General features: G+C 71.8%; 20 protein-coding genes. 9 read left to right on the plus strand and 11 right to left on the minus strand.

The genetic code is table 11. The annotated features are described in order from the left end of the window. Positions 1–69: 69 nt before the first annotated feature. Positions 70–2,583, plus strand: coding sequence for a DEAD/DEAH box helicase (locus ACFQVC_RS10245; protein ID WP_381829143.1), 2,514 nt, complete (start codon positions 70–72; stop codon positions 2,581–2,583). A gap of 51 nt (positions 2,584–2,634) precedes the next feature. Beyond that, entirely contained in the window at positions 2,635–3,501 is an 867-nt protein-coding gene (locus tag ACFQVC_RS10250) for an acyl-CoA thioesterase (RefSeq protein ID WP_381829145.1), read from the plus strand. Positions 3,502–3,646: 145 nt separating this feature from the next. Here ACFQVC_RS10250 and ACFQVC_RS10255 read toward each other — a convergent pair whose 3' ends face one another. Continuing rightward, complete coding sequence (locus ACFQVC_RS10255; RefSeq protein WP_381829147.1) at positions 3,647–7,453, minus strand: HEAT repeat domain-containing protein; 3,807 nt, start codon at positions 7,451–7,453, stop codon at positions 3,647–3,649. After that, a complete protein-coding gene (locus ACFQVC_RS10260) occupies positions 7,450–7,881 on the minus strand; it encodes a hypothetical protein (RefSeq protein ID WP_381829149.1) in 432 nt (143 codons plus the stop codon). The genes ACFQVC_RS10255 and ACFQVC_RS10260 overlap by 4 nt, the downstream gene beginning before the upstream one ends. 303 nt (positions 7,882–8,184) lie before the next feature. On the opposite strand from ACFQVC_RS10260, the gene ACFQVC_RS10265 reads away from it, so the two are divergent. Beyond that, positions 8,185–8,691: a tetratricopeptide repeat protein gene (locus tag ACFQVC_RS10265; protein WP_381829151.1), complete on the plus strand. Its 507-nt coding sequence runs from the start codon at positions 8,185–8,187 to the stop codon at positions 8,689–8,691. 134 nt (positions 8,692–8,825) lie between these two features. Here the strand turns inward: ACFQVC_RS10265 and ACFQVC_RS10270 are convergent, their stop codons facing one another. Then, complete coding sequence (locus ACFQVC_RS10270; protein ID WP_381829153.1) at positions 8,826–9,845, minus strand: DUF6397 family protein; 1,020 nt, start codon at positions 9,843–9,845, stop codon at positions 8,826–8,828. Positions 9,846–9,969: 124 nt separating this feature from the next. Beyond that, the gene (locus ACFQVC_RS10275) at positions 9,970–10,383 is read right to left on the minus strand and encodes a roadblock/LC7 domain-containing protein (RefSeq protein ID WP_381829155.1); all 414 of its coding nucleotides are present in this window, start codon (positions 10,381–10,383) and stop codon (positions 9,970–9,972) included. Between the two features lie 76 nt (positions 10,384–10,459). On the opposite strand from ACFQVC_RS10275, the gene ACFQVC_RS10280 reads away from it, so the two are divergent. Then, positions 10,460–10,891: a PPOX class F420-dependent oxidoreductase gene (locus ACFQVC_RS10280; protein WP_381829157.1), complete on the plus strand. Its 432-nt coding sequence runs from the start codon at positions 10,460–10,462 to the stop codon at positions 10,889–10,891. A gap of 46 nt (positions 10,892–10,937) precedes the next feature. Here ACFQVC_RS10280 and ACFQVC_RS10285 read toward each other — a convergent pair whose 3' ends face one another. The 5 genes from ACFQVC_RS10285 to ACFQVC_RS10305 form a co-directional block, all read right to left on the minus strand. After that, entirely contained in the window at positions 10,938–11,543 is a 606-nt protein-coding gene (locus ACFQVC_RS10285) for a GTP-binding protein (RefSeq protein WP_381829159.1), read from the minus strand. A gap of 231 nt (positions 11,544–11,774) precedes the next feature. Then, positions 11,775–12,197, minus strand: a complete 423-nt coding sequence (locus tag ACFQVC_RS10290) for a DUF742 domain-containing protein (protein ID WP_381829161.1) — start codon at positions 12,195–12,197, stop codon at positions 11,775–11,777. Between the two features lie 22 nt (positions 12,198–12,219). Next, positions 12,220–12,657, minus strand: coding sequence for a roadblock/LC7 domain-containing protein (locus ACFQVC_RS10295; RefSeq protein WP_381829163.1), 438 nt, complete (start codon positions 12,655–12,657; stop codon positions 12,220–12,222). Further along, the gene (locus ACFQVC_RS10300; protein ID WP_381829165.1) at positions 12,654–15,350 is read right to left on the minus strand and encodes a sensor histidine kinase; all 2,697 of its coding nucleotides are present in this window, start codon (positions 15,348–15,350) and stop codon (positions 12,654–12,656) included. Before ACFQVC_RS10300 ends, ACFQVC_RS10295 begins: the two co-directional genes overlap by 4 nt. Before the next feature lie 68 nt (positions 15,351–15,418). Continuing rightward, positions 15,419–16,195 (minus strand): MHYT domain-containing protein, encoded by a 777-nt coding sequence (locus ACFQVC_RS10305; RefSeq protein ID WP_381829167.1) that lies wholly within the window; start codon positions 16,193–16,195, stop codon positions 15,419–15,421. A gap of 292 nt (positions 16,196–16,487) precedes the next feature. Here ACFQVC_RS10305 and ACFQVC_RS10310 point away from each other — a divergent pair, with 292 nt between their 5' ends. The 3 genes from ACFQVC_RS10310 to ACFQVC_RS10320 all read left to right on the plus strand — a co-directional run bounded on the left by ACFQVC_RS10310 (position 16,488) and on the right by ACFQVC_RS10320 (position 19,177). Next, positions 16,488–17,129 carry a class I SAM-dependent methyltransferase gene (locus ACFQVC_RS10310; protein WP_381829169.1) on the plus strand — a complete coding sequence of 214 codons (642 nt, stop codon included), beginning with the start codon at positions 16,488–16,490 and terminating at the stop codon, positions 17,127–17,129. A 152-nt stretch (positions 17,130–17,281) separates the two neighbouring features. Then, positions 17,282–17,644 carry a hypothetical protein gene (locus ACFQVC_RS10315; protein ID WP_381829171.1) on the plus strand — a complete coding sequence of 121 codons (363 nt, stop codon included), beginning with the start codon at positions 17,282–17,284 and terminating at the stop codon, positions 17,642–17,644. Positions 17,645–17,992: 348 nt separating this feature from the next. After that, the gene (locus ACFQVC_RS10320) at positions 17,993–19,177 is read left to right on the plus strand and encodes a hypothetical protein (RefSeq protein ID WP_381829173.1); all 1,185 of its coding nucleotides are present in this window, start codon (positions 17,993–17,995) and stop codon (positions 19,175–19,177) included. 159 nt (positions 19,178–19,336) lie between these two features. On the opposite strand, the gene ACFQVC_RS10325 is transcribed toward ACFQVC_RS10320, so the two are convergent. Then, on the minus strand, positions 19,337–19,519 hold the full coding sequence (locus ACFQVC_RS10325) for a hypothetical protein (protein ID WP_381829175.1): 183 nt from the start codon (positions 19,517–19,519) through the stop codon (positions 19,337–19,339). Between the two features lie 113 nt (positions 19,520–19,632). Next, entirely contained in the window at positions 19,633–20,712 is a 1,080-nt protein-coding gene (locus ACFQVC_RS10330) for a fatty acid desaturase family protein (RefSeq protein WP_381829177.1), read from the minus strand. A 264-nt stretch (positions 20,713–20,976) separates the two neighbouring features. Here ACFQVC_RS10330 and ACFQVC_RS10335 point away from each other — a divergent pair, with 264 nt between their 5' ends. Both ACFQVC_RS10335 and ACFQVC_RS10340 read left to right on the plus strand, forming a co-directional pair. Then, on the plus strand, positions 20,977–23,940 hold the full coding sequence (locus tag ACFQVC_RS10335; RefSeq protein ID WP_381829179.1) for an SNF2-related protein: 2,964 nt from the start codon (positions 20,977–20,979) through the stop codon (positions 23,938–23,940). Then, positions 23,937–25,433: an SWIM zinc finger family protein gene (locus ACFQVC_RS10340; RefSeq protein WP_381829181.1), complete on the plus strand. Its 1,497-nt coding sequence runs from the start codon at positions 23,937–23,939 to the stop codon at positions 25,431–25,433. The genes ACFQVC_RS10335 and ACFQVC_RS10340 overlap by 4 nt, the downstream gene beginning before the upstream one ends. Positions 25,434–25,707 lie beyond the last annotated feature (274 nt).

Consider the following 25,707-nt stretch of genomic DNA (forward strand, 5'->3'; position numbering starts at 1 on the left):
GTATCGGCCATGATCTTGCTGTGACCCTCCGGTTCCCTGATCGGGGGTGCGGACAGGCAAGATGGGGGTGTGACCCTTATCGATCAGCTGCCGCCGGATGCCGACCCCGATGCCCTCTTCGACGCCTTCTCGTCGTGGGCCGAGGAGCGTGGTATCACCCTCTATCCGGCTCAGGAGGAGGCGCTGATCGAGGTGGTCTCCGGGGCGAACGTGATTCTGTCGACGCCGACCGGATCGGGAAAGAGCCTGGTCGCGGCCGGTGCGCACTTCGCGGCCCTGGCCGCGGACAAGGTCACCTTCTACACCGCGCCGATCAAGGCCCTGGTGAGCGAGAAGTTCTTCGACCTCTGCAAGCTCTTCGGCACCGAGAACGTCGGCATGCTCACCGGCGACGCCTCCGTGAACGCGGACGCGCCGGTCATCTGCTGCACCGCAGAGGTGCTCGCCTCGATCGCGCTGCGCGACGGCAAGGACGCCGATATCGGCCAGGTCGTGATGGACGAGTTCCACTTCTACGCGGAGCCGGACCGCGGCTGGGCCTGGCAGATCCCGCTGCTCGAACTGCCGCAGGCGCAGTTCGTGCTGATGTCGGCGACGCTCGGCGATGTCTCGCTGTTCGAGAAGGACCTCACCCGGCGTACCGGACGGCCCACTTCCGTGGTGCGCTCGGCGACCCGGCCGGTGCCGCTCTCGTACGAGTACCGTCTGACGCCCATCACCGAGACCCTCACCGAGCTCCTGGAGACCAAGCAGGCGCCGGTGTACATCGTGCACTTCACGCAGGCGCAGGCCGTGGAGCGGGCCCAGTCGCTGATGAGCATCAACATGTGCACGAAGGCGGAGAAGGAACAGATCGCCGACCTGATCGGCAACTTCCGCTTCACCACCAAGTTCGGCCGCAATCTCTCACGTTATGTACGGCACGGGATCGGTGTGCACCACGCGGGCATGCTGCCCAAGTACCGCCGCCTGGTGGAGAAGCTGGCACAGGCCGGTCTGCTGAAGGTGATCTGCGGTACGGACACGCTCGGCGTCGGCGTCAACGTCCCCATCAGGACGGTGCTGTTCACGGCCCTCGCCAAGTACGACGGCAACCGGGTGCGAGTGCTGCGGGCCCGTGAGTTCCATCAGATCGCCGGGCGCGCGGGCCGGGCCGGCTTCGACACGGCGGGCTTCGTCGTCGCGCAGGCGCCCGAGCACGTCATCGAGAACGAGAAGGCCCTCGCCAAGGCGGGCGACGACCCGAAGAAGCGCCGCAAGGTAGTGCGCAAGAAGGCGCCCGAGGGGTTCGTCGGCTGGAGCGAGAGCACCTTCGAGAAGCTGATCGCCGCCGATCCCGAGCCGCTGACCTCCCGGTTCCGCGTCACGCACACCATGCTTCTGTCCGTGATCGCCCGGCCCGGCAACGCCTTCGAGGCGATGCGCAGGCTCCTGGAGGACAATCACGAGCCGCGCAAGAACCAGCTGCGGCACATCCGCCGCGCGATCGCCATCTACCGTTCGCTGCTCGACGGCGGCATCGTCGAGAAGCTGGACGAGCCGGACGCCACCGGCCGGATCGTGCGCCTCACCGTCGATCTGCAGCAGGACTTCGCGCTCAACCAGCCCCTGTCCACGTTCGCCCTCGCCGCGTTCGAGCTGCTCGAGCCCGAGTCCCCGTCGTACGCCCTGGACATGGTCTCCGTCGTCGAGTCCACGCTCGACGACCCGCGCCAGATTCTCGCCGCGCAGCAGAACAAGGCGCGCGGTGAGGCCGTCGGGCAGATGAAGGCCGACGGCGTCGAGTACGAGGAGCGCATGGAGCGGCTCCAGGACATCTCGTACCCCAAGCCCCTCGAAGAGCTGCTCTGGCACGCGTACGGCCTGTACCGCACGAGCCATCCGTGGGTCGGCGACCACCCGGTGTCGCCGAAGTCCGTGATCCGCGACATGTACGAACGCGCCATGACCTTCACGGAGTTCACGTCCCACTACGAACTCGCCCGCACCGAGGGCATCGTGCTCCGCTATCTGGCCAGCGCCTACAAGGCCCTTGAGCACACCGTCCCCGACGACCTCAAGTCCGAGGACCTGGAGGACCTGATCGCCTGGCTCGGCGAGATGGTGCGCCAGGTCGACTCCTCGCTGCTCGACGAGTGGGAGCAGCTGGCCAACCCCGAGGTGGAGACCGCCGAGGAGGCCCAGGAGAAGGCTGACCAGGTCAAGCCGGTGACCGCCAACGCCCGCGCCTTCCGGGTCCTGGTGCGCAACGCCATGTTCCGGCGCGTGGAGCTGGCCGCCCTCGACAACGTCGACGAGCTGGGCGAGATGGACGCCGACTCCGGCTGGGACGCGGACGCCTGGGGCGAGGCCATGGACGCCTACTGGGACGAGTACGAGGACCTCGGCACCGGCCCCGACGCCCGTGGCCCGAAGCTCCTGTCCATCGAGGAGGACACGGCGCACGGACTGTGGCGCGTCCGGCAGACCTTCGCCGACCCGAACGGCGACCATGACTGGGGCATCAGCGCGGAAGTGGACCTCGCGGCGTCCGACGAGGAGGGCCGCGCGGTCGTCCGCGTCACGGACGTCGGCCAGCTCTGACGTCCGGCAGCCCCTGCCCTCCCTGTTGACGCCGACACCGGAGATCCCACCATGACGAACCCCGCCGAAAGACTCGTCGATCTGCTCGACCTGGAGCAGATCGAAGTCAATATCTTCCGCGGCCGCAGCCCCGAGGAGTCCCTGCAGCGGGTCTTCGGCGGACAGGTCGCTGGACAGGCCCTGGTCGCCGCGGGCCGCACCACGGAGGGCGACCGCCCGGTGCACTCGCTGCACGCCTACTTCCTGCGGCCCGGCCGCCCGGGTGTGCCGATCGTGTACCAGGTCGAGCGAGTGCGCGACGGCCGGTCCTTCACCACGCGCCGGGTCACCGCGGTGCAGCAGGGCCGCACGATCTTCAATCTGACGGCCTCCTTCCACCGGCCGGAAGAGGGCAGCTTCGAGCATCAGCTGCCGCCCCGCATCGAGGCCCCGGCCCCGGAGACGCTGCCGACGGTCACCGAGGAGATCCGCGAGCATCTGGGCGCCCTGCCCGAGCAGTTGGAGCGGATGGCCAGGCGCCAGCCCTTCGACATCCGCTACGTGGACCGGCTGCGCTGGACCCAGGAAGAGGTCAAGGACGCGGAGCCGCGCAGCGCGGTGTGGATGCGAGCGGTGGGGCCGCTCGGCGACGATCCCCTGGTGCACACCTGCGCGTTGACCTATGCGAGCGACATGACGCTCCTCGACGCCGTCCGTATTCCCGTCGAACCCCTGTGGGGCCCTCGCGGCTTCGACATGGCATCGCTCGACCACGCGATGTGGTTCCACCGGCCCTTCCGCGCCGACGAGTGGTTCCTCTACGACCAGGAGTCCCCCATCGCCACCGGCGGCCGCGGCCTCGCCCGGGGCCGGATCTATGACGTCGAGGGGCGTCTGCTGGTGTCAGTGGTGCAAGAGGGGCTCTTTCGGTCACTGTAGGGAAGTGTCCGACCGTCCCAAGAGGGGTTGTTCCGGCGCTACGGCCCGGGGAAGTGACCCTGGGGGCATCGGGCACGGACGCTCTGGCCCCGGGGCCCAGAGGGCACGGACGCTCTCTCCCCCGGGGCGCCCGCGTCACCCCGCATCACCCCGCCTCGCTCTTCGCCGCGAGGAGTTCGGCCATCACCAGGGCGTCGGCGGCTGCTTGACGCACCTCGCTCCCGTCGTGCACCGCCCGGTCGCGCAGCACGGCCAGGGTCTCGGGGTCGGCGGGCCGGGCGAAGGCCAGGACGGTGACCGCGGCCCTGCGCACACTGGGCGCGGGGTCCGATGTCGCCCGGTCGCGCAGCACCTCCGCCATCCCGGGTCCTGCGCACTGCCAGGCCAGCCAGCAGAGTTCGGACTGGCGGTACTCCGCTGACGGGTCGGTCGTGACGAGTTTCCGGGCCAGCTCACGCACCGCGGGATCGTCCGGCCAGTGGGTCAGCAGGCCCTCGAGCGCGGTCGCGCGCGTATCGCTGTCCAGGTCGCTGGTGCCACGTACGAACAGCAAGTCCCGTACGGCGTCGTCCTTCCGGCGGCGTGCGAGCCCGTCGAGTGCGGCCTGCCGCGGGCCTTCGTGGAGGTCCGCGACGGCCCGCTCCAGGAGCAGCTCGCACACATCCGGTTCCGCGCACCAGTGCTCGGCCAGCGCGGTCACCGCCGTCTTGCGGGGCTCCTCGTGCAGATCGGCGACGGCCCGCGCCATCAGCAGCTCTCGTACGGGCGGATGCTCCCGCCAGAGCTGTACGGCGAGGCCGAGGGCCACGTCACGGACCGTGGAGTCGGGGTCGGCGGCCGCCCGCCCGAGGACGAAGTCCCGTACCTCCGGGGCGTCGTCCTCCTCGGCCAGACGCTGAAGGGCCAGGGCGCGCGGCGCTTCGTCGGGGTCGGTGACGGCCCGGTCGAGGAGCAGCGCACGCACGTCCGGATCCTCGGGCCAATGATGCGCCAGCGCACGCAGCGCGGCCGTGCGGGGTGTGGCGTGGGAGTCGGCGGTGGCCCGGCCGAGGAGCAGCGCACGCACCTCCGGATCCGCGTACCAATGCGCCGTCAGGCCCTCGATTCCCGATTCCCGCAGGTCCTGGTGGGCCCCCGAGCGGGCGAAGGTCATCAGTCGGTCACGCATCGCGGGGTCGCCCACCCGCACATCGGCGAGCAGCCTGATGGCCGTGGAGCGTACGAACTCGTCCGCGTCGTCGTCGGCCACGGCGAGGAGCAGGTCGGTCACGGCGGGGTCGTCCGGCCAGTTCCTTGCCAGGGCTTCCAGGGCGGCGTCGCGCGCGGTCCAGGCGCTGTCGGTCCTGGCGCGCCGCATCAGGAAGGCGAGGACCGTGGGTTCGCCGCTCCAGCGCGCGGCCATGTGCGCCGCCAGACGCTCCTGGGGCCGCCAGTGGCCGGCCGCGAGGCCGACGGACAGGAAGAGCCGCAGGGTCTCCGGGTCGTCCGGCCAGTGCTCCGCGAGGGCCAGGAGGGCCGACTCCCTCGGCTGATCGTCCTCCTCGCTCCCGACCCTGGCCGTAAGGAACGCGCGCAGCTCGGCACCGGGGTCGCGCTGCGCCCCGAGGAGCTTCAAGGCCGTGGACCGTACCTGCAGATCGGAATCCAGGGCCGCTCGGTCGCGCAGGAGCGGGTCGAGGCCGGCGTGGTCCGGCCAGCGCTCGGTCAGGCTGCGCAACGCCGCGCTGCGGACGGTGGCCGTGTGGGCGTGCACCGCGAGCGCTTCGAGCAGCTCCCGGTCCTGGTACAGGGTGCAGGCGATCCGGGCGGCGGCCGTGCCGTCGTTCAGATCCAGCTGGCCCAGCATGTGGAACCAGTGCAGATAGATCCGCCGGCCGCTCCAGTGCGGGCCGAACCCGGCGAGCGCGGGCAGGGCCGATTCCATGGTGGCGGAGCCGTTGTCCATCAACGCGTCGACCACCGCGTTCACCACGGCCTCGCTCTGCGCCGCGAGGCGGCCGATGTTGCGCACCTCGGCCAGGGAGCGCACGGCGAGTTCGATTATTTCGGTGCCCGAGGTCTCTTGCCCGTGCAGTTCGAGGAGCTTGTCGATGGCGCGCGCGGCGACCCTCTCATGGATCTGGCCCACCAGGAGCAGCAGCACCTCGTGCCAGGTCGAGTCGCCTGCGCGGCGGGCGAAGACATCCTCGATCAGCTGGTCCTCGGAGAACTCCCGGTCGCTGTAGCGCTGCGCCAGATCGGCCGCGGCCAGGTACTCGAGGAAGGTGCGGTGCACGAAGCCGTACACCTCGCCGCCGAAGTGGCTCAGGATGAAGTTGCGCTCCTGGAACTGACGCAGCATCGCCCGGGCCGCGGCGTCCGCCTTCAGCGGCGGGAACTCCCACATATCCGTCAGGTACTTCCTGAAGGTGGCCTCCAGGTCGCTGCCGTGGATGAGGTTCCCGCCGCCCTCATCCCCGGCGTCCTGCATCTGCCGGGCCAGCAGGCGCAGGAGTTCGCGCCGGTGGCGTACGTCCAGATCGGCGGCTCCTTCGGCGTCCGGCAGCGGCGGGAGATGCTTGGCGTCCAGGTCCCAGTGCGCGATCAGTACGTTCACCGCGTGCTCGTAGACGCCCTGCCGGTCGCGTGGCAGCTCCTGGCGCCGCCCGATGATGGCGAGGATGGTCAACAGCAGCGGATTCCCGGCGAGTTCGCGTACGGGACGCGAGTGGGCCACGGAGGCTGTTATCCGCCGGCGCAGCCGTTCCGAGAGCGCCGGGTCATGCGGGCAGACGGTGTCGTACCAGAGCCGCACGAAAGTACCGATCTGGTCCTCGGTCAGATCCTGGATCATGAAGTGCCGGAAGCCGACGCCGTCCAGGACCGCTCGCTGATAGCCGATGACACGCGAGGTCACGATGATCCGCGCCTGGTCGTACCGGGCCGCGAAGGCGGCGATACGACGGCTCACCTCGGCCCGGACGCCGGGGTCGAACAGCTCGTCCAGACCGTCGAAGACCACAACTGCCCGACCCGATCGCAGACATGCGTCCAGCACGCGGCGCGGCACGGACATCTGCTCCATCGTGCTGAGGTGCTCGAGAAAGTCCTCGAAGGTCCGCTCGCGCCACTCGGCCTCGGCGTAGCGCCGCAGTTCGACGATGACGGGGAGCAGGTCGGCCAGCGGCGCGAGGGGCTCGGGCGGGGTGGGGCCGGTGAGGGCGAGGGCCAGGAACCGGGTGAGCGTCGACTTGCCCGCGCCCGGATTGCCGAGCAGTACCAGGCGCTTCGCCTGCGGCTCCGCGATGGTCCGCAACAGCTCGACCGGCGGCTGCTCTTCACCGCCCGGGCGGCGCCGCGCGGCCGTCTCCTTCTGCCCTTCCGGCCAGCCGGACTCGTCTTCGAGCTGCTGCTCGCCGTGATCCGTCATCCTCTTCGCCAGCGCGGGCGGCAGTTCGACGCGCGGCGGGTCCGCGCGCAGCAGCGGCGGCACGAACACTTCCCGCAGGCCTACGTGCGGGTGCTCGGGTTCCGTGGTGGGCAGCAGGACTTCCAGGTCGAGGCGGCCGTACGCCTGCCGCAGCCGGGTGCTGTACCGGCCGACGGCCTCCTCCACCTCGGCCAGAGTCACGGGTTCCTGGTCCGGCCCCTGCGGGCCGAACTGCTGGATCAGCTGATGGATATTGGTGACCCGGCTGCCGGCGCCCCACGCGTTACCACTCATGTCACCCGCCACCCCGAGAGCCGAGGTCCCACGCACGTGCAGAGCGGGTGCGGGGGCGGGCGTGGGGGCGGGCGTGGGTGTGGGGTCGGGCAGCGGTGCGGGCACCGGCGCGTCGCCAGGCGCGTTGCCAGGAGGAGGCGCGGGTGAGTTCTCCGGTGTGGTCGCGGCGGCGGGCGCAGTGCTGGCCGGTGCGGCGGACGCGGGGATGTCCTGCGGGGTGCGCCGCTTGCGCCAGGGCAGTGGAGTCATCGGCCGTCGACCTCGCTGTCCTCACCGAAGGCGTTACCGGCCACCTCGCCATCGGCCGCGAACGCTCCCCTGCCACGGGCGGAGACCGGTCCTTCCCCCGGCGCCGCCGCGGGTGTGCCGCCGCTCGGCCGGCCGCTGACCTTGCTGCGTGCCCCGAAGGCGTTGCCGACGACGTTCCCTCGCACCGCGGTCGCCCCGCGCCCCGAGGCTCGAACCGCCGCTCCTCCACCGGCGTCGGGCCGCAGCCCGAAGTACACGGACACCGCGAGGCCGGCGAGACCGGCGACCGCCCCGACGATGCTCGCGGCCCGGTCTCCGGTATCCAGATCGCGTACCGCGACCAGCACGACCAAGCCCACCGAGACGATGCCGCACAGCACCGCCACCGACCACACCACGACCCGGGCCGTCCCCGTGTTCCCCGTCATGCTCCGCGTCCCCTCCAGTCCGCGCCCGGCCGACCTGCTGACCGGCAGTTCTGTTGAACGAACGTCCTGCTGTTCCCCGGCCCTGTCCACCAGGGCCACTTCGGCGAATCGATAGTGGCACGCCGACTCCGGCGGCCTCCCTCATAGTGCGACGGGCGATGACGGCCGCCAACGACTTGGCCGGAAAGGGCCGTTATTGGTGGCCGGTGAGTGGTGGGCACCTCCTGTTTCGGGAGCTGGCAGGATGAATCCGGAGGCCGCCTCTCTCCGGGGCCGGCATCGGCGGAGTCGAACGGGAGCGTCATGACGGATCGGGACCAACGGCTCGCGCAGGCAGTACAGCTGCGCGAGAGGGGGAAGCGGGACGCCGCCCGGGATCAACTTGTCGCACTCGCCGCCGAGTTCCCCGCCGACGCGGAAGTGGCCTACCAGACCGCGTGGGTGCACGACACCCTCGGCCTGGAGGAGGAGGCGGTGCCGTACTACCGCCGGGCCATCGAGCTCCCCGGCCTGTCCGCCGGTGACCGTGCCGGTGCGCTTCTCGGCCTCGGGTCCACCTACCGGGTGCTCGGCCGCTATCCGGAGGCCGTCGAGACTCTGACGGGCGCGATGAAGGAGTTCCCGGATGACGGGGCCATCAAGGCCTTCCTGGCCATGGCCCTCTTCAACACCGGCCGCCACCATGACGCGATGGAGCTCCTGCTGACCGTGCTCGCGGCGACGAGCACCGACCCCGCGATCGCCAGGTACCGGCCGGCGATCGAACACTATGCGCGCGATCTCCACGAGACGGTGAGCGCTGCTCCGTAGGCGGGATCCGGGCCCGCCGAGGGCAGTCCCGAAGGTCCGTGAGCCCGTAGGCCCGTAGGCCCGTAGGCCGAGCACATCGCTTCCCCTGCCTCGCCTTCCGCCGCTGCCGGTGCCGGTGCCGGTGCCGGTGCCGGTCAACGTCGTTTGCGGGTGAGGCGCCTCAACAGGCCGCGCCTGGGCGGGGGTTGGCTCGCTTCGGGAATCGATGTCGCGTCGACGTGTGGCGGCACAAGGTGATCCGGGGCCGGGATCGGGTGAGGTGGCGGGGCCGAGGTCGATGGCGGGGTCGGGGCCAGGGCCCGGGTCGAGGTCGAGGTCTGCGGTCGGGTCATCTCGGGTTGGACCTCGGGGGGTGCCGCGCCCTGGGGCCGTGGCGCCGGGTGGGACTCCCGGGCCTCCTCGACGCCGAGCTTGAGGGTGGTGCGCAGCCACTGAATCTCGTCCGGGTCGTCCGCGAGGAGCACCTTCGCCAGGACCTGCGCGGAGGGCGAGTCGGGGCCTCCGGGGGCATACGGCGATTCGGGCCGGAGCCGGTTCAGATAAGCCCGCTCGTATGGATCGGGGACGACCTCCGCGACCTGCACGGGGTCGAGCATCGAGGCCGTGACGGCCGCTCCCTGCCAGGGCCCTTCGGCCAGGCGCAGCAGATGCCCGCCGCGCCGCTCGCGCCAGGTGCGGGCGCGCCGGTCCTCGCCCGCACCGAGGCGGCTGCGCAGGGTTACGGGCGCCTTTCCCGTGAGCAGTTCGGCATTGGCCTCGGCGAACTGGCGTACGTCGTCGGCGAGATAGAGCCAGACCAGGGTCCGGTAGCGGTTGAGGTAGAACTTCGCCGGGATCAGGAAGCCGAGGCGGGCGAGCTTGGTGAACCGCTCCCGGCTGATGGCCATGAGCTCGGCGCCCTCGGTGACACCGACGAGTTTGACCCGCTCGCGCAACGCTTCGGGAAAACCCGGGGCGGCTCGCAGCCGCTCGATCTCGGAGCGGGGCACGCGCCAGCGCCCTGGCTCCTCACCGGCCGCCGCGCAGACGAAGCCGAGCTGCACGGCCAGTGTCAACTCGGTGCGCTTCAGGCCGAGTTCCGTGGCTGCACGCCCCGGCGCGTACGATGCGTCGGCCGAATCGGCAGGCCTGCGGATTGCTGCACTTCCAGCCATGTCGGTCTCCCCCGTGAGATCTGATCCGTGCGATCCGATTACTCTCGGTGAAGACGTTAGCCCGCAAGCGCCGAAGCCCGCCCGACCTGTGGATAACTCCGCCCGGCCGGTGTGTTCCGGCAGGTCAGAAGTCGACGACGGGTGTGCGGTCGGGTTGCCGGGCGCCGACTCCGAGGTGTTCGCCGACCCGGTTCACGAGGAGCGTCATCTCGTAGGCGACCTGCCCGATGTCCGCGTCCGCCGAGCTCAGCACGCACAGGCAGCTGCCGTCGCCGGCCGCCGTGACGAACAGGACCGCATCGTCGAACTCGATCATCGTCTGCCGTACCCGGCCAGCGCCGAAGTGCCGTCCCGAGCCCTTGGCTAGGCTGTGCAGACCGGAGGAGACCGCGGCCAGGTGCTCGGCGTCCTCGCGCTGCAGCCCCGAACTCGCCCCGGTCACCAGACCGTCGTTGGACAGCACCAAGGCATGTCGTACGTGTTCGACCCGCTTGGTCAAGTCGTCGAGCAACCAGCCGAGTCCCGTGTTCTCCGCCATGATTCGGACCTCCCCGTTCCACCGTTGCCCGCCAGCCTTCCCCACTGCCGCCGTGCGAGCAAGACAGGATGGACACATGGCACAGAAGATGACTGATGACGAATGGCGGGCCTTCGTCTCGAAGGGCACCCGCACCGGCAAGCTCTCGACCGTGCGGGCCGACGGAGCACCGCATGTCGCTCCGGTCTGGTTCCTGCTCGACGGCGATGACCACCTTGTCTTCAACACCGGTAAGGATTCGGTGAAGGGGCGCAATCTCGCCCGCGACGGACGGGTGGCGCTGTGCGTGGACGACGACCGGCCGCCGTTCTCCTTCGTCGTGATCCAGGGGCAGGCGGAGTTGATCGAGGACCTGGTGCAGGTGGGTGACGCGGCGACGCGGATCGCCGCCCGGTACATGGGCGAGGAGCGCGCCGAGGAGTTCGGCGCGCGCAATGGCGTTCCCGGTGAACTGCTGGTCCGGGTACGGATCACGAAGGTCCTCGCCATGGCCGCCGTAGCGGACTGAATGCCCCGGGTGGGCCGGTGGGCCGGGACAGACCGACGGCTTCCGTTCAGCCCACCGTGTCGAGCAGCCGGGCCGTGTACATGCGCCCGGCGTGCTCGACCAGCCGGATCAGCACCTCCTTTCCCGAGTCCCGGTCGCGTGCGTCGCACAGCACCACGGGGGTGCCCCGGTCGAGGTCGAGGGCGCGGGAGACATCCTGAGCGCCGTAAGTACGGGCCCCTGGGAAGCAGTTGACTGCCACCACGAAGGGGATCCGCCGGTGCTCGAAGAAGTCAACCGCGGGGAAGCAGTCCTCCAACCGCCGGGTGTCGGCGAGCACCACGGCACCGAGCGCGCCCTGCGACAGTTCGTCCCACAGGAACCAGAAGCGGTCCTGGCCGGGAGTGCCGAAGAGGTACAGGGACAGACCGTTTCGGATGGTGATCCTGCCGAAGTCCATGGCGACCGTCGTGGTGGTCTTGCGCGCCACCCCTTCGGTGTCGTCCACCGACTCGCCCACCTCGCTGAGCTGTTCTTCGGTGCGCAGCGGCCGGATCTCGCTGACCGCGCCGACCAGGGTGGTCTTGCCCACCCCGAAGCCGCCCGCGATCAGAATCTTGAGGGCCAGGGCGTTGGAGTCGCCGCCCTGGACGTCGGAGCGCTCGGAGGCCATCGGTCACTTCTCTCAGGAGGGCGCGCCAGCAAGTCGGTGTCGGTACACAGGTGCCACGGTCTGGATTTGTGAGGTGTGGAGTATGGCAACCAGGGGCTCTGGCGCGGGGGCTGATTCCGTTGTTGGAGCGATATGGCCGCTGTGAGCCACAGAGGTGTCCGTTTGCGTGCACACCTCGGCGGTGGCGGGCTTCACGCATCGTCGTTCTCCTTCGCGTGCGGCGGCCGGAGGTCACAGGGCGCGCAGCCCCTCGATCACCTCGCGCAGGATCCTCTCGTCGGGCAGCTGGGCCGGGGGTACGGGCTTGCGCACCTTGACGCAGCCTCGTTCCAGCAGGTCACCGAGGAGTACGCGGACCACGCCCACGGGCAGGTCGGCGCCCGCTGCGAGTTCCGCCACGGACTGGGTGTCCACCCGGCACAGTTCGATCAGGGCCCGGTGTTCGGGGCCGAGCGCCGTGTCGTGCCCGGCCTCGGGTGCGCCCGCGTCCAGGGCCACGAGTGCGATCAGATCGAAGTGCGCTCCGTTCGGGCCCGGCGATGTACGTCCGCCCGTCATCGCGTACGGGCGCACGAGCGGGCCGGCTTCTGCGTCGTACCACTGGCTGCCCGGCTGCGGCCGGTCGGCGTCTCCTGCGTTGTCGTGGGTGTTCATCTGTGGCGGCCGCCTTTCCGGCTCATCGGGCGGCGGGGGGATGCTCGGCGTACCGCGGCGGCGTGTACAGGTGCTCGCCGACCCGCTTGACCAGGCGGGCCATCTCGTAGGCGACCAGGCCGATATCGGCCGCGGCCGAGCTCAGAACGGCGAGGCAGGACCCGTCGCCCGCGGCCGCGACGAAGAGGAAGCCGTCGTCCATCTCGACCATCGTCTGGCGCACTCCCCCGGCCCCGAAGTGGCGTCCCGCGCCCTTGGCGAGGCTGTGGAAGCCGGAGGCGACGGCCGCGAGGTGCTCGGCGTCCTCGCGGCGCAGCGCGCTTGAGGAGCCGACCGCGAGGCCGTCGTTGGACAGCACCACACAGTGGCGTACGTCGCCGACGCGCGTGACCAAGTCGTCCAGGAGCCAGTCGAGTTCGCCGGAGCGGTGCGAGGTGCCGGGAGCCGGGTTCTCGATCATGTGGGGTCTCCTTCGGTGCTGTCGCTGCCGGGGGCGGGAACCGTGCCTGGCGCTCCGGGCGGGCAGCCGCCGCCGCGTGCCCAGCCGTCGCGGTAGGCGGACATTCGGGCCCGTACCTGCTCGGGGTCGCGTTCGTTCGGGTCGGCGGCCGGGGTGTCCGACGGTTGATCGGGCACCTGCTGCTCGCGCAGTTGGGGGGCGAGGCTGGCCTGCCGCACCCGGCGCGGCAGGCCCTCGGAGGCCGAGTCGTCCTGCGGGACCGTCGCGCGCGTGCTGTCGGCTTGGGGGTACTCGCGTGTGCCGCCCTCCCCGGTCTTCTCGCGTGTGCTGCCGTTCTTGGATTTCTCACGCGTGCTGCCGTCCTTGGCCTTCTCGCGTGTGCCGCCCGAGGTGTGCAGTCGCAGCGTGGTGACTCCGGGGCGGCTCGCCGGCTCGGAGGGAGCTGAAGGTGCTGAAGGTGCTGAAGGTGCCAGCTCGGGGCGGACCGTGGCGGCGGTCATGGCACCGCCGGGGGGTTCCGCGCCACCGTTGATACGGGCCATGCCGGAACCCGCCACGCGCGCGTGCCCGTTGAGTTCGCCTTGCTCGACTGCTTCACGTGCCGTCGTGTGCCGCTCGCCGACAGCCTGTTGGAGGAGGTCGGTGGGCAGCAGCACGACGGCGGTGGTGCCGCCGTACGGAGAGGTACGCAGATGCACCTTGATGCCGTGGCGGGTGGCGAGGCGGCTGACCACGAACAGGCCGAGCCGGTCGCTGTCGAACAGGTCCAGGGCCTCGGACTGCTCGATACGGCGATTGGCGGCGGCGAGGCGCTCCTTGCCCATGCCGAGTCCGCGGTCCTCGATCTCCAGGGCGTAGCCGTTGCCGACGGGTTCGCCGCTGACGCGGACTTTGGTGTGCGGCGGGGAGAACTGGGCGGCGTTCTCGACGAGTTCGGCGAGCAGGTGGGTGACATCGGCGACCGCGGCGCCGACGACGGCGGCCTCGGGCAGCTGGCGTACCTCCACGCGCGCGTAGTCCTCGACTTCGGAGACCGCTGCCCGTACGACGTTGGTGAGCGAGACCGGGGTGCGCCAGGCGCGGCCCGGCGGCGAGCCGGACAGGATGATCAGGCTCTCCGCGTGTCGGCGCATCCGGGTCGTCAGGTGGTCGAGCCGGAAGAGGTCGCTCAGTTCGTTGGGGTCCTCCGAGCGGCGCTCCATGGAGTCGAGCAGATTGAGCTGACGGTGCACGAGGACCTGGGAGCGGCGGGCGAGGTTGACGAAGACCCCGGAGATCCCGCTGGCCAGTTCGGCGCGCTCGACTGCGGCGCTGAGGGCCGCCCGGTGCACGGTGCCGAGGGCTTCCGCAACCTGCCCCGTCTCGTCCTCCGCGGCCGGTCCGGCGGGGGCCTCGGCCTGGATGTCGAGCTCTTCTCCCGCCCTCAACCGGCGCATGGCGTGCGGGAGTTTGCGCCGGGCGATCTCCAGGGCGCTGTTGCGCAGGGCGACCAGTTCGACGACGAGCGCGCGGCCGATGCGTACGGAGATGACGAGGGAGGCGACGACGGCGACGAGCCCGAACAGGACTGCCGCGCCCGCCGCGGTGAGCACACCTCGCGTGAACGGGTCGGCGCGGTCCGCGGCGCTGCGGAGGGCATCGGTTTCAAGCGCCCGCAGCTCCTTCCGCACGGCGGAGTACGCCTGTTCCGGGGCGCCGCTCTCGATCGCGTCGTAGGCCTTGGCGGCGGTGGGTGCGGCCAGGACCTTGTCCTCGACGGCGCGCACATCGCCGTAGGCACTCCCCTCCTCCAGGTCCTGCCAGGCGGCGCGGTCGGGGCCGCGCAGATCGCGGGCCGCCGCGTCGGTCAGCGTCCGCCTGGTGTCGACGGCGCCGATGAAGCGGTGCAGCCGCTCCCCGTCGAGTGAACCGGCCAGTCGGGCGGTGGCGAGCAGTGCGTCCTGCCGGGCGAACATCTCTCCCGCCCGGGAGAGTTCGAGCAGCACGCGCGCGTCGGAGCCGAGTTGGGCGTCCTGGATGCCGGTGAGTGCGCCGTTGACGCCGAAGGCGGTGGAGATGGCCTTGGTGTAGCGGCCGTACGCCTCGTCCCAGCCTGTGCGCCGGTCGAGGACCGTGGAGCGCAGTTCCTTGAGCTCACCGGCCTCTTTCACGAAGGCGGCGAGCCGCTCTGCCACGGCTTCGGGCAGGTCGCCGCCCTCGCCGACGGTGTGGCCCTTGTCGAGCCGCAGTCGGTCCAGGGCACGGTCGGTGGCCGCTGCCTGCTTCTCCAGGGTGCTGCCGCGCGCGGTGCCGGGTTCCGCGGCATAGCGCACGGCGGCACCGCGCTCGGCCTGGAGTTCGGCGATGGCGGTGGCGACGGGAGTACGCACCTCGGTGTCGACGCGCTGCAACTGCCGCAGCCGTGCCACGTCCTGGGCGGTGCTGACGGTGGCGTACGCCCACAGGGCGAGCAGGGAGACGACGGGCACCATGAGCAGGCAGACGACTTTGGCGCGCACAGTGCGCGGGCGCAGCCGGAAACGGGCTGCACGCGTGCGCGGTGGGGGCGCGGGAGCGGCCGCGGCCGCGTGTGCGTCCTCTTCGGCTGGCGGGCCCGCGTGGGCGCGCCGGCCCCGTACCGGTGGTGACCCCCCGTCGTGACCGGGTGTCGAAGTGGCCTGCTCGGACGTGGAATTGGGGCCGGGTATACGCATGGCCTCCTCGCTCGGGCCGAAGGGGGTGCGCGGCCCGCCGGCCGGCAGGGGCCTGACGGGCGGCGCTTCTAGTGGGCGGCGGCGTTCTCGACCGGGCGCTGCGCTGAAGCGGAGGCCTCGCGCTCCACCGCTGTCGGGGAGAGCGCGACGAAGGCGGAGGTCAGGAAGAGATATGACCCGAGGCCGACGGCGAGCGGGAAGATGAACTGCATCGCCGTCGCCCCGGGCAGTGCCGCGCTTGAGGGGCCGACCCGCACACTCACCGCGATCATGCCGGTGTAGTGCATGCTGCTCACCGCGCCCCCCATCACCAACGAGGCGAGGGCGACCGCGAGCGGCGAGGTGATGTTGAGCGCCGCCCACAGGGCCGCGGTGGCGGCCACTACGGCGATCACCACGGAGAGTCCGATGAGCAGCGGGTCGTATGTGACATCACCGTGCAGACGCACTGCGGCCATGCCGAGGTAGTGCATGCTCGCGACGCCGAGTCCGGTGGTGAGGCCGCCGATGGCGAGGGCGCGACCACGGTCGCGGCCGTAGCCGACGGCGAAGACTCCGGCGCCGACGACGAGCATGGCCACGACGAGGCTGAGCACGGTCAGCGGCACGTTGTAGCGGATCTCGGTGCCGCTGACGGTGAAGCCGAGCATCGCCACGAAGTGCATCGTCCAGATTCCGGTGCCGATCGCGGAGGCCGCGGTGAGCAGCCAGTTGCGCCGCGCCTTGCCCGTGGCGCCGAGGGCACGCACGGTGCAGCGCAGGCCGAGTGCCGCGCCGATGCACGCCATGACGTACGACAGCACGGGTGTGAGCCAGCCGAAGGTCGCGTGGTCCAGGTGTCCCATGGCTCCCGGACGCTAGCCCCGCGAGGGGCGCACGAAGGGGGCGCATTTCGAAAGCTGGCGGAATATGACAGGGAGATGTTCCTGAACGATCGCGCCAGGCTCGAACATGCGCACTGCGCCAGCCCTCCGAGCCGCTCCGCGTACTTTGGCCGGAAGCGGCACAAGAAGCCCGGCATCGACCGGGACGGTCACTGCGCGAGGGCCGGATTCACGCACGGCAGGACAGCTCGGGGGACGGGCGGGCGGTGACGGGCAGGGTCGGGTGTCAGTGGGCTGCGGGATCATTGGGTGCATGAGCGACGACCAGACGCGGTCCCGGGACCGCAGCCCGGCCCAGGAGTACGACCCCGCCCGGGTGCAGGAGTTCTTCGCGGCCCGCGCGGCGGACTGGGATTCCCGGTTCCCCGACGACGGCCCCGCCTATGAGGCAGGGGTCGCCGAGCTCGGCCTGCGGCCGGGCGCCTCCGTGCTCGACGCGGGCTGCGGCACGGCACGCGCCCTGCCCGCCCTCCGGGCCCAGGTGGGTCCCGGTGGCGTCGTGCTCGGCGCCGATCTGACCCCCGAGATGCTCGCCGCCGCGGTGCAGGCCGGCCGCGACCGTTTCGGCCGGCTGCTGCTGGCCGATGTGTCACGCCTTCCGCTGCGTACCGCTTCCCTGGATGCCGTGTTCGGCGCGGGCCTCATCGCGCACCTTCCGCAACCGGCGCAAAACCTGGGGGAGTTGGCGCGTGTCGTGCGCCCCGGCGGGCGGCTCGCGCTCTTCCACCCCATCGGACGCGCCGCCCTCGCCGCCCGCCAGGGACGGCAGATCACACCCGACGACCTGCGGGCCGAGGACAATCTCCGCCCCCTCCTGGCCGGTTCGGGCTGGCGCATGATCTCGTACACCGATGAGGACGCCCGTTTTCTGACCCTGGCCGTACGAGAGGACTGAGTCCGGCCCCTGCGTGGGTGCTCGAACTGGCCTCCGATCGGGCACACTTGGAAGTTCGGTCGGCTTGAGAGTCCGACCAGCTTGAAAGCGATCAGCTTGAAATCCGGGCCGGCCTGGCCCGGAAGCCACAACAGGGGGAAGGTGCTCCGCCCATGTTCGACAGACTTCGCAGACTGGTCCGGCCGGACGGACGCGATCCGGGCGCCGCGGGGCCGGATGGCGCCCGCCGCACCAAGGGCACTCGGACAGCCGAGCACTCGGCGGGCAAACGCACGCACAACCTCTTCGAGGCGGCGGCCACTTATGTCTCCGCGAGCGCCGAGGACGACCAGGAACAGATGGACGAGGCGGCCGGGTGGGTCTCGCCCGAGGCGCTCTCCTTCGGTGTCAGCGAACTGGCCTGCCGCGCGGTGATAGCCCTGGCCAGAGAGCGCAACGAATCGCCCGACGATGTCGCCCGGTCGCTCCTCGGACTGCCGGCCACTGACAGCGGGCGTTCGACGCCGGGCATCTGACCCCGGGCATCCGACACCGGACTCCGGGCTTCGGTCCCACGTCTCCGGTCTCTCGGTCTCCCGAACTCCCGGCTCCCGGCTCCCGGCTCCCGGCTCCCGGCTCCCGGCTCCCGGCTCCCGGCTCCCGGCTCCCGGCTCCCGGCTCCCGGCTCCCGGCTCCCGGCTCCCGGCTCCCGATCATGGCGCCGTCCCCACGCCGGTCCTGACACACAGGCGCCGCGCCCGACCCACGCAGGGCGCCCGGCACTTGAGGGCTCCGACTAGCGATTCTTCCCTTCGCCGGGCCTCGACGCGCGAGTTACTGACTCGTTAAGGTGCGCCGACGGACGTAGCGATGGGGAGGGTGCCATGGCCGGGACGGGCGAGGCCGTCGCCGCCGAGGACGACGACGCACTTTATGTGCTCACGGCGGTTCTTCTGACGCCCGCGAAGTTCCCGAGCGTGCTCGGCGACGACTATCCGGAGGCCTGCTCGGCCCTCGGACTCGCGCCGCCGGCCGAGGGGTACGGACTGGTCCTGGGGCAGGACGGCGACGGCGCGCGGTGGACGGTAGTCGTGGACGATGTGTCCCTGGTGGCGGTGGCGATCGCCTCGTGGGACTGCGGCATGGAGTACGACCTGTCGCCCGACGAACGCACCGTGGTGGCCGCGCTGCCCGGCTGGCCGCTCCCGGTGGCGGTCGCGGCACCCGGCGTGCCCGCACCGCACGACCCGGAACCCGACCCGGACGACACCGACGGGCGCATCCTGTCACCGCCGGACACCAGCACTTGGGGTCCGGCCCAACGCCGCCTCGGCGCCGACGAGATCGCCCTGCAGTGGGCGACGTGGCGGGCGCAGATCGATGACGCGGACTTCGTGAACCCGGACGGTTCGCCGGCCCAGGCGACAGCGGAAGCGGAGGAGAACGCGGAAGCGGAGGAGGTAGCGGAGGCGGCAGCTGCTTCGGCGGGCTCAGCTCCGGCCGACCAGGCAGGGGCCGGCAGCGGGGACGCTGAGGGCGCTTCGCGCGGCACCGAGGCGACGCCGACGGATTCCCCCGCATCCGGGTCAGCCGATACTGATGCCTCAACCGCAGCGCGTTCGAAGGCGCCCCTGGCGGCGGCCTCCGCAGGGCCCGGAGACGCCGCTGCCCAGGAGCCCGGGGGTGCTGCTGCCGAGGGACCCGGGGGTGCTGCTGCCGAGGACTCCCCCAGCGCCTCGGACGCCGCGGCCGACGTGGTGTCCCCCCGTGACTCCGATGCCGGCCCGGACGGAAGCCCGCCCCTCAGCGGGGTTCGGCGTGTGCTCGAAGAGGCGCGGGCCTACGTGGATACGCCACCACCCCTGGGCCGTGTCCGTTCCGCCTTCGCCACTCAGGATGCCCGCACTCTGCGCGCCGACGGCCCCGGCTGGTCCCTGGTCGCCAGGACCGATGACATCGCGTTCGTGCTGCTCGACGAGGAGCCGGGCGAGGTGCTGCCGGTCGGCCGGGGGCCCGAGCTGCCCGGGCTCCTGGAGGCCCTGGACAAGATGGCCGTCCGTCCCGCCTGAAGCGCCGGTCGGACCCGCGCGGTGCGCGGGTCCGGCGGTTGGTTCAGTTCGGTCCGAAGGGGCCGCTCGGGCGGGCCGGCCGGCTCCGGGGTGCCGCTCTCCGCGGCCGGCTCCGGGGTGCCGCTCTGCGCGGCCGGCGAGGATCGCAGAGCCCGGGTCTCAGCGGCCCAGCTCCTTGCGGGAGACCCGGCGCAGCCTGCGGCGCTGGGAGGGGTCGAGGGCCAGATAGGCGCCCGCGGGCACGCCGACCACGATCAGCAAAACGGCCCACAGGGGCAGCCAGATCCACAGGAACAGGCCGATCGCCACACCGCCCACAGCGATCTTCGCGTTGTTCGACATCAGAGTCGCCTCCTTTGCGGCCGATGCCGCTCTCTGCTGTGAGAACGGGGCCACGTCCGCCGTGGTTCCAGTCTGGACCCTGAGGTGACCCTGATGTCCGGCCGCGCCAACCCTTACTCGACCCTGAGAGGCTCCCCGACCTCCCGCAGGTGGCGCAGCGCCTGCCGGTAGGAGTCGATGACCCCGGTCTCGGTGTACGGGATGCCCACGGTGCGGCAGTGGTCGCGGACCATGGGCTGGGCCAGGCGCAGATGGGGGCGGGGCATGCTGGGGAACAGGTGGTGCTCGATCTGGTAGTTGAGGCCGCCGAGGAACCAGTCGGTGAGGGCGCTGCCGCGGATGTTGCGCGAGGTGAGGACCTGCCGGCGCAGATGACCCCAGCGTTCGCCGGTGCCGTCGGGCATCTCCATGCCCTTGTGGTTGGGCGCGAAGGCCATGCCCAGGTGGAGGCCGAACAGCGCCTGGTGGAGCAGCGCGAAGGCGATCGCCTTGCCCGGGGACATCGCGGTCAGGAGCAGCGTCGCGTAGGCGGCGAGGTGGGTGACCAGGAGCGTGCCCTCCACGAGGCGCTCGCGCGGTGCCTGGCGGCGCAGGTCCCTGAAGCCGCTGACCTTGAGGTTGAGGCCTTCCAGGAGGCACAGGGGGAAGAACAGCCAGGCCTGGTTGCGGGTGAGCCAGCCCTTGACGCCCGCGCGGCCCTCCGCGTGGTCACGTGCGAAGACCAGGACGTCCGGTTTCACGTCCGGGTCCTTCTCCAGGTGGTTGGGGTTGGCGTGGTGCCGGTTGTGCTTGTCGTTCCACCAGGCGGCGCTCATGCCGAGCAGGAGGTTGCCGTGGACCAGGCCGATGACGCGGGCGGTCGTGCGGCTGCCGGATATCTGGGAGTGCCCGGCGTCGTGCCCGATGAAGGCGGTGCGGGCGAAGAACACGGCGAGCGGCACCGCCAGGAGCAGCGTCCACCAGGTGTCGCCGACGGCCAGGACGGCGGCGACGAGGGCGGCGAGGATCAGCGCGTTGACAGTGATCCCGCGGACGTACCAGCCGATCCGCCGCTCCAGGAGCCCTTGCCCCCTCACGGTGCGCAGCAGGGGCGCGAACTCGCTGCCGGACGCCTCGTCCGTCGGGGCACGGTCGGGCGACCGGTCGGCCGGTGCGTGGGCGGAACTCGGCTCCGCCAACGTGCTGTACGCCATCGTGAGTCTCCGGTCTGTAGGTCAAAGCGCCAGGCTGTGCTGCGCCGGCTTCGCCGCACTGGTGTGCAGGTGGAGTCAGGACGGCCGCACGAGCGGTTCTGTAGCGGCCGGCGCCGTCGGACCGGTCTGTGGCGGCCGACGCCTTGAACCTACGGAGACGTGACGCCGTGCAGCCATGACGCCACCACCCGCATGCCTCCGGGGGGAAGCCCCCCGCGCGGTGGGTGGCGCTGGCTACACCCCCGCCGGAACGTGACGCACACCATGCAAGTTCCGCTCACGCGGAAGCGACCGGGTGAGGTACCCTCGGCCGCTCCGGTCCCAGTAGTCAAGTTTGAGGAATCCACCATCCCTGTGCACAGGCAATCCGAGGCCGCGCCTTCCGAGACGCATCAACTCACCCTCTGTAGTGCGGTTTTCCTGCCCGGCGACCCCGCGCGTGTCGCCCGGTTCGCGTTCTGGCGCACCGACGGCGAGCAACCGCCGCCGGGCGAGACGGGCAGCGTGGAGGACTTGACCGTCACGTGGCCCGGCACCTCGGGCGTCGAGCGTGTCCGGGTGCCCGCCCGGTTCCTGTCCGTACGCGAGGCGCTCGCGGTCCTCACACGCGCGCGTGGAGCCGGGCAAGCACACCCGGCGGCCGCCTTCTGGGGGACGGCGGCGGTCTTCGCCCTCCAACTGGCCGCGCGCGGGCTGCTGTTGCCGGGCCTCTCGGCGTCGGCCCACGACGCCTGGCGCGCGGGCCCGCTGGCCCCGGATGACCGGCAGCGGCTGCGCGAGCTGGCCGCCGCGATGCCGCCCGCCGCCCACGCCGTGCCCCTTGACGACGCCGGGGAGCCGCGCCTGCCCGACCCCGAGCTGCTGCTTCGCGCCTTCCTCGACGCCGTCGCCGACTGTCTGCCCCGCTCCCCCGCCGCTCATCTCGCCACCGGACACCGGGCGTTCGCAGCCGCCGAGCCCGAGCACATCCCCGAACAGCGGGAGTGGGCCGCCGATGTGGCCGCGGGCCACGACGCGGGCGTACGCCTCTCGCTGCGTGTGCAGCTGACCGGCCTCGGCGACGACACCCGGACCGCGCCCGGCGCTTTCCGCGCCGTCCTGCAGATGCACAGCGTCAGCGACCCCGGGCTCGTCGCCGACGCCGCGGACGTCTGGGCCGAATCGGGGCCCGCCGCCCGCTCGTTCGGGCCGCGCAGCCGCCTCGACGCGCTCCTTGCGCTGCGCCGCGCAGCCCGCGCCTGGGCGCCGCTGGCCCCCCTGCTCTCCGCCGCCGTACCGGACGCCGTCGACCTGGCCGACGAGGACGTCACCGAGCTCCTGGGCGAGGCGGCACGCACCCTCGCCGGAGCAGGCGTCGAGGTGCACTGGCCCAAGGAGCTGGCCCGCAAGCTCACCGCACGTGCCGTCATCGGCCCGCCCGACACCCCCGCCGAGGAGACCGACGGGCCGGCGAAGGCCACGTCGGACACCCCGTCGTTCCTGTCCGCCGACGCCCTGCTCGCCTTCAACTGGTGGTTCGCGCTTGGCGATCAGGAACTGAGCCGCGCGGAGCTCGACCAGCTCGCGGAGGCCAACCGCCCGATCGTGCGCCTGCGCGACCAATGGGTGCTCATCGATCCCGAAGAGGCACAACGCGCGCGTGCCCGCCAGGACCACAAGGTCACCCCGATCGACGCGCTCGGCGCAGTGCTCACCGGCTCGACCGAGATCGAGGGGCGCCGTGTCGACGTACAGCCGACCGGCTGGCTGGCGAATCTGCGCGAGCGTCTCGCCCGGCCCGAGGCCGCGGAAGCCGTGGTTCAGCCCGCCGCCCTCGACGCCACGCTGCGCGACTACCAGTTGCGCGGCCTGGGCTGGCTGGCCCAGATGACCTCGCTCGGCCTCGGCGGCTGCCTCGCGGACGACATGGGTCTCGGCAAGACGATCACCTTGATCGCGCTGCATCTGCACCGGCAGCAGGACGAGTCCGCCGCGGGCCCCACGCTCGTCGTCTGCCCCACGTCCCTGATGGGCAACTGGGAGCGCGAGATCCGCAAGTTCGCGCCCGGGACACCGGTGCGCCGCTTCCATGGCTCCACACGCAGTCTGGACGACCTGGGCGCCGGTGAGTTCGTGCTCACCACCTACGGCACCATGCGCCTGGACGCCGCTCAACTGGCGGGCACCACCTGGGGCATGGTCGTCGCCGACGAGGCACAGCACGTGAAGAACCCGTACTCGTCGACCGCAAAGGAGCTGCGCACCATCAACGCCCACGCGCGCGTGGCGTTGACCGGCACCCCGGTGGAGAACAACCTGTCCGAGCTGTGGGCCATCCTCGACTGGACCACCCCGGGGCTGCTCGGCCGGCTCGGCACCTTCCGCTCGCGCTACGCCCAGGCGGTCGAGGGCGGCAACGACCCGGCCGCGGCCGAGCGTCTCGCCAAGCTGGTGGGCCCCTTCCTGCTGCGCCGCCGCAAGTCCGACCCGGGCATCGCGCCCGAACTGCCGCCCAAGACCGAGACCGACCGCGCCGTCTCGCTCACCAAGGAACAGACCGGCCTCTATGAGGCGGTGGTCCGCGAGACGATGGCGGCGATCTCGGCCGCCGACGGCATGGAACGGCGCGGCATGATCGTGAAGCTCCTGACCGGGCTCAAGCAGATCTGCAACCACCCCGCGCAGTACCTCAAGGAGGAGCGGCCTCAAGTGGCGGGGCGCTCCGGCAAGCTGGAGCTGCTCGACGAACTGCTCGACACGATTCTCGCCGAGGACGCGAGCGTGCTCGTCTTCACGCAGTACGTCCGGATGGCGCGGCTCATCGAGGGGCATCTGGCGGCCCGCGGCGTGCCGAGCCAGTTCCTGCACGGCGGTACGCCGGTGCCGGCGCGCGAGACGATGGTGCGGCGCTTCCAGGACGGTGAAGTCCCGGTGTTCCTGCTGTCGTTGAAGGCCGCGGGCACCGGACTGAACCTGACCCGCGCGGAACACGTCGTGCACTACGACCGCTGGTGGAACCCGGCGGTCGAGGCGCAGGCCACCGACCGGGCGTACCGCATCGGACAGACCCAGCCCGTGCAGGTGCACCGGCTGATCGCCGAGGGCACGATCGAGGATCGTATCGCCGCGATGCTGGAGCGCAAGCGCGCGCTCGCGGACGCCGTCCTGGGCGCCGGTGAGGCGGCCCTGACCGAACTGACCGACGCCGAGCTGGCCGATCTGGTGGAGCTTCGAGGAGGCGCGCGATGAACGACGGATACGACGAGACGTACGAGGACCACGAGGACCACGAGGACCGCCAGGGCGACCCGGACGATCTCGGCGACTACCAGGACGAGTTCGGCGAGGAGGCGCCCGCCGGCCGCGAGGCCGGGGGCGAGCGGGCGCGCGGCGAGGAGCGTACGTTCGCCGCGCTGCCGCCCGCGCACGGGCGCGGCTTCGCGACGACCTGGTGGGGGCAGGCCTGGCTCAAGGCCCTTGAGGACACCGCGCTCGACAACGCGCAGCTCAAAGCGGGGCGCAGGCTGGCTCGTGCGGGCGCGGTCGGCGCGGTATCGGTGCGCCCCGGCCGGATCACCGCCGTCGTGCAGGACCGCGACCGCACCTCGCGTCGCTCCGACGTGCTGCTGCAGCGGCTCACCGAGGACGAGTGGGACCGCTTCCTGGACATGGCCGTCGAGCGGGCCGGGCACATCGCGGCGCTCCTCGACCGTGAGATGCCGCCGCACCTGGTCGAGGACGCGGCGGCCGCGGGGCTCGAACTCCTGCCGGGCATCGGCGATCTGGAGCCGGAGTGCGGCTGTGACGCGTGGGACCACTGCGGGCACACCGCGGCGCTCTGCTACCAGGTGGCGCGTCTGCTCGACCAGGATCCTTTCGTCCTGCTCCTGATGCGCGGCCGCGGCGAGCGCGAGCTCCTGGACGAGCTGCAGGTACGCAGCGTGGCGCGGGCCGCGCCTGAGGACCCGGAGCGCGCGGCGGCACCGGAGAGTGCCGCACAGGAAGGCGTGGCCGCCGAGGAGGCGTACGCGACCGGGGAGATCCTGCCTCCGCTGCCCACGCTCGCCGCGCCCGCGGAGACGCCCGGCACGCCGCCCTCCCTCGACACGTCGACGGCGCCCGCACCCGGCCTCGACGTCGGCGCCCTGGAGTTCCTGGCCGCGTCGGCCGCGGCCGACGCACACCGCCTGCTCGCCGAGGCACTGGCGCCGGGCCACCACGAGACCGTGCCCGAGCCGGAGTTGACCGTCGGCCAGGACGCGGTGCGCCTCGCTGCGGATGCCGCGGCGCGCTCCGGGGCACCTGACGCCGCGACCGTGTCCGGGACTTCGGACGCCGCGACGTCGTCCGGGACTTCGGGCGCTGTCGGCCGCGACGCGCAGATCGTGGCGCGGCTCGCTGCCGGCACGGGCCGGGACCGCGAGGGCTTCGCCCTGGCCGTACGCGCCTGGCAGCTCGGCGGGGCGGCGGGCCTTGCCGTTCTGGAGGAGGAGTGGACTCCGCAGGCGGAATCGGCCGCACGCGCGCGTGCGGCCCTGGATGCGGCGTGGGACGAGGACGAGCGCCCGCGTCTGCGCGCCGCCCGCAACCGCTGGACCGTCACGGGCACCGACGCCCAACTGCGCCTGGGCCGCGACGGCCGCTGGTGGCCCTACCGCAAGGAGCGCACCCGGTGGGCCCCCGCCGGCCCACCGGCCCACGACCCGGCGACCGCACTCGCGGGGGTGCTGGGCGGCGAGTGAAGGGCCGGAGGGCCGGGGGTGCCGTGGGCCCGTCGCTCCAAGGGCGGTCGGCGGGGCCCCGCCGCTCCGGGGGCGGTCGGCGGGGCACCGCCAGTACAAACACCGGCCAGCGGGGCACCGCCGCTCCAAGGGCAGGCCGACGGCGGTCGCCCAGCGCGGGGGCGGCCCCTCAGTCCGTGTCGGCCACTTAGGGGTGACGGTTTTGCGTGCGTGCCGCCCCTTGTTCACCTTGCGGATGCCCCGCGTTGGGCTGCGCCTTTGAATGTGATCTTCG

Origin of the sequence: Streptomyces monticola, assembly GCF_042665355.1 — a bacterium.
GTDB classification, from domain to species: Bacteria; Actinomycetota; Actinomycetes; order Streptomycetales; family Streptomycetaceae; genus Streptomyces; species Streptomyces monticola.

Excerpts from the sequence above, each read along its gene's own strand:
- ACFQVC_RS10280 (WP_381829157.1), top strand. The coding sequence starts at position 10,460 with ATGGCACAGAAGATGACTGATGACGAATGGCGGGCCTTCGTCTCGAAG.
- ACFQVC_RS10250 (WP_381829145.1), top strand. The coding sequence starts at position 2,635 with ATGACGAACCCCGCCGAAAGACTCGTCGATCTGCTCGACCTGGAGCAG.
- ACFQVC_RS10305 (WP_381829167.1), bottom strand. The coding sequence starts at position 16,195 with ATGGGACACCTGGACCACGCGACCTTCGGCTGGCTCACACCCGTGCTG.
- ACFQVC_RS10270 (WP_381829153.1), bottom strand. The coding sequence starts at position 9,845 with ATGGCTGGAAGTGCAGCAATCCGCAGGCCTGCCGATTCGGCCGACGCA.
- ACFQVC_RS10335 (WP_381829179.1), top strand. The coding sequence starts at position 20,977 with ATGCAAGTTCCGCTCACGCGGAAGCGACCGGGTGAGGTACCCTCGGCC.
- ACFQVC_RS10260 (WP_381829149.1), bottom strand. The coding sequence starts at position 7,881 with ATGACGGGGAACACGGGGACGGCCCGGGTCGTGGTGTGGTCGGTGGCG.
- ACFQVC_RS10290 (WP_381829161.1), bottom strand. The coding sequence starts at position 12,197 with ATGAACACCCACGACAACGCAGGAGACGCCGACCGGCCGCAGCCGGGC.
- ACFQVC_RS10315 (WP_381829171.1), top strand. The coding sequence starts at position 17,282 with ATGTTCGACAGACTTCGCAGACTGGTCCGGCCGGACGGACGCGATCCG.
- ACFQVC_RS10275 (WP_381829155.1), bottom strand. The coding sequence starts at position 10,383 with ATGGCGGAGAACACGGGACTCGGCTGGTTGCTCGACGACTTGACCAAG.
- ACFQVC_RS10310 (WP_381829169.1), top strand. The coding sequence starts at position 16,488 with ATGAGCGACGACCAGACGCGGTCCCGGGACCGCAGCCCGGCCCAGGAG.
- ACFQVC_RS10340 (WP_381829181.1), top strand. The coding sequence starts at position 23,937 with ATGAACGACGGATACGACGAGACGTACGAGGACCACGAGGACCACGAG.
- ACFQVC_RS10330 (WP_381829177.1), bottom strand. The coding sequence starts at position 20,712 with ATGGCGTACAGCACGTTGGCGGAGCCGAGTTCCGCCCACGCACCGGCC.
- ACFQVC_RS10325 (WP_381829175.1), bottom strand. The coding sequence starts at position 19,519 with ATGTCGAACAACGCGAAGATCGCTGTGGGCGGTGTGGCGATCGGCCTG.
- ACFQVC_RS10265 (WP_381829151.1), top strand. The coding sequence starts at position 8,185 with ATGACGGATCGGGACCAACGGCTCGCGCAGGCAGTACAGCTGCGCGAG.
- ACFQVC_RS10320 (WP_381829173.1), top strand. The coding sequence starts at position 17,993 with ATGGCCGGGACGGGCGAGGCCGTCGCCGCCGAGGACGACGACGCACTT.
- ACFQVC_RS10255 (WP_381829147.1), bottom strand. The coding sequence starts at position 7,453 with ATGACTCCACTGCCCTGGCGCAAGCGGCGCACCCCGCAGGACATCCCC.
- ACFQVC_RS10295 (WP_381829163.1), bottom strand. The coding sequence starts at position 12,657 with ATGATCGAGAACCCGGCTCCCGGCACCTCGCACCGCTCCGGCGAACTC.
- ACFQVC_RS10285 (WP_381829159.1), bottom strand. The coding sequence starts at position 11,543 with ATGGCCTCCGAGCGCTCCGACGTCCAGGGCGGCGACTCCAACGCCCTG.
- ACFQVC_RS10300 (WP_381829165.1), bottom strand. The coding sequence starts at position 15,350 with ATGCGTATACCCGGCCCCAATTCCACGTCCGAGCAGGCCACTTCGACA.